Consider the following 2,555-nt stretch of genomic DNA (forward strand, 5'->3'; position numbering starts at 1 on the left):
ATCTCGGCCCGATGCTGGCAGAGATGCAGTATTTACAGCGGTCGTATCCCGGCCAGCAGTGGTAGCAGGAGGTGGCTATGCAACGTCTCGCCGCAATCGCACCCCCGGAGGTTCGTACCGTCTGGGGATTGTTAAGCGCCATTCCAGACCCGGAAGTCCCGGTGCTGACCATTACCGACCTCGGCATGGTGCGCCGCGTTGAGCGCCACGGCGACGGCTGGGTGATTGGCTTTACGCCGACCTACTCGGGTTGCCCGGCCACCGAACATCTGCTGGGTGAAATTCGGACGGTGATGGCGGAGCACGGCTATACGCCGGTGCACATCGTGCTGCAGCTCGATCCGCCGTGGACCACCGACTGGATGAGCCCGGATGCCCGCGAGCGTCTGCGTCAGTACGGTATCAGCCCGCCGCAGGCTCATACCTGCCACGCCGACGAGATGCCAAAGGATGTGGTCTGTCCACGCTGCGGCAGCATCCACACGTCGCTGATTAGTGAATTCGGTTCCACGGCCTGTAAAGCGCTGTACCGCTGCGATAGCTGCCGTGAACCCTTTGATTACTTTAAATGTATTTGAGGCTGCGATGACAACATTTCATTCGCTTACCGTGGCAAAGGTCGAACCGGAAACCCGTGATTCGGTCACCATCACTTTTGCCATTCCCGACGCGCTACGTAGCGTTTATGCCTTCCGTCCGGGCCAGCACCTGACGCTGAAAACCCGCTTGGGCGGGGAAGAGTTACGCCGCTGCTACTCCATTTGCCGCAGCCGTTCGCCGTCTGAAATCAGCGTGGCGGTCAAAGCTATCGACGGCGGTCGTTTCTCCCGCTATGCCCAGAGCGATATTCAGCAGGGTATGGAATTTGAGGTGATGGTGCCGCAGGGGCACTTTGGTTACCAGCCGCAGGCTGAGCGTGAAGCGGAATATCTGGCGATTGCCGCCGGTTCCGGCATTACGCCGATGATGGCGATTATTGAAGCGACGCTGACGACCGAACCGGCCAGCCAGTTCACCCTGATTTACGGCAACCGCAGCAGCCACAGCATGATGTTCCGTCAGGCGCTGGCTGACCTGAAAGACCGCTACCCGCAGCGTTTGCAGGTGGTGCATCTGTTCAGCCAGGAGTCGATGGACAGCGACCTGCTGCAAGGGCGCATTGACGGCGACAAGTTGCATGCGCTCGGCAAAACGCTGCTTGATTTCAGCCGCTTTGACGACGCCTTTATCTGCGGCCCATCGGCGATGATGGACGAAGCCGAAGTGGCGCTGCGCGAACTGGGCGTGCCGGAAAAATCCATTCACCTTGAGCGCTTCAATACGCCGGGTACCAGCGTGAAACGCGCCACCGGCGTGCAGGCGGAAGGCCGCACGGTGACCATTCGTCAGGATGGCCGCGATCGCCTGATTTCGCTGAACGCCGAAGATGACAGCATTCTTGATGCGGCGCTGCGTCAGGGCGCTGACCTGCCGTTCGCCTGTAAAGGCGGCGTCTGCGCCACCTGCAAATGCAAGGTGGTGAGCGGTGAGGTGGCGATGGCCGCCAACTACAGCCTCGAAGCCGATGAAGTGGCGGCGGGTTACGTACTGAGCTGCCAGGCGCTGCCAACCAGCGGCGACGTGGTGGTCGACTTCGATGCGCGGGGGATGGCATGAGCGAACTGCTGATTACCCGTCATGACCGCGTGCTGCAACTGACGCTGAACCGCCCGCAGGCGCGTAATGCGTTAAACAACGCGCTGCTAACGCAGATTGCGGACGCGCTGGAAACCGCGGCGGCAGACGCCAGCGTGAGCGTGTGCGTGATTAGCGGCAACTCGCGTTATTTTGCAGCGGGTGCCGATCTCAACGAAATGGCGGAAAAAGACCTGCCCGCCACCTTCGACGATATTCGTCCGCGTCTGTGGGCACGCATTGACGCCTTCAACAAGCCGCTGATTGCGGTGGTGAACGGCTACGCGCTGGGCGCGGGCTGCGAGCTGGCGCTGCTGTGTGACCTGGTGATTGCCGGTGATAACGCCCGCTTTGGCCTGCCGGAAATTACCCTCGGTACCATGCCGGGCGCAGGCGGCACGCAGCGTCTTATTCGCAGCGTTGGCAAAGCGCTGGCGAGCCGCATGGTGCTGAGCGGCGAAAGTATTGACGCCGAACGCGCGCAGCAGGCTGGGCTGGTGAGCGACATTCACCCGGCGAACCTCTCAGATGAATATGCGCTGAAGCTGGCGGCGACCATCGCCAGCCGCTCACCGCTGGCGCTGCGGGCGGCGAAACAGTCGCTGCGTCTGGCGCATGAAGTGGGCTTACAGGCCGGTCTGGTGCAGGAACGTCAGTTATTTACGCTGCTGAGCGGCACAGAAGATCGTCGTGAAGGCGTAAGCGCCTTTTTAGAAAAACGCACACCGGAATTTAAAGGACGCTAATCGTGGACGCATTCATTCTCAGCGAAGTGGAACAGGGCGTGATGACCCTCACCCTGAACCGCCCGGACCGACTCAACAGCTTTAACGACGTGATGCACCAGCAGCTTGCCGACTGCCTGAAACAGGCTGAACGCG

General features: G+C 60.9%; 3 protein-coding genes and 1 pseudogene. All 4 read left to right on the forward strand.

Going from position 1 to position 2,555, the window contains the following annotated elements; genetic code table 11:
• The first annotated feature begins 77 nt into the window (after window positions 1-77).
• Window positions 78-578: a 1,2-phenylacetyl-CoA epoxidase subunit PaaD gene (gene paaD / locus GKAS_RS23175; RefSeq protein WP_035897871.1), complete on the forward strand. Its 501-nt coding sequence runs from the start codon at window positions 78-80 to the stop codon at window positions 576-578.
• Between the two features lie 7 nt (window positions 579-585).
• Complete coding sequence (paaE, locus tag GKAS_RS23180; protein ID WP_035897873.1) at window positions 586-1,656, forward strand: 1,2-phenylacetyl-CoA epoxidase subunit PaaE; 1,071 nt, start codon at window positions 586-588, stop codon at window positions 1,654-1,656.
• On the forward strand, window positions 1,653-2,420 hold the full coding sequence (gene paaF / locus GKAS_RS23185) for a 2,3-dehydroadipyl-CoA hydratase PaaF (RefSeq protein WP_035897875.1): 768 nt from the start codon (window positions 1,653-1,655) through the stop codon (window positions 2,418-2,420). The genes paaE and paaF overlap by 4 nt, the downstream gene beginning before the upstream one ends.
• A gap of 2 nt (window positions 2,421-2,422) precedes the next feature.
• Window positions 2,423-2,555, forward strand: a pseudogene (locus GKAS_RS25015) (2-(1,2-epoxy-1,2-dihydrophenyl)acetyl-CoA isomerase); the annotation flags it as partial.

Source organism: Kluyvera ascorbata ATCC 33433 (assembly GCF_000735365.1).
GTDB classification, from domain to species: Bacteria; Pseudomonadota; Gammaproteobacteria; order Enterobacterales; family Enterobacteriaceae; genus Kluyvera; species Kluyvera ascorbata.

Coding starts and splice junctions, on each gene's coding strand:
- paaD (WP_035897871.1), top strand. CDS start 78: ATGCAACGTCTCGCCGCAATCGCACCCCCGGAGGTTCGTACCGTCTGG.
- paaE (WP_035897873.1), top strand. CDS start 586: ATGACAACATTTCATTCGCTTACCGTGGCAAAGGTCGAACCGGAAACC.
- paaF (WP_035897875.1), top strand. CDS start 1,653: ATGAGCGAACTGCTGATTACCCGTCATGACCGCGTGCTGCAACTGACG.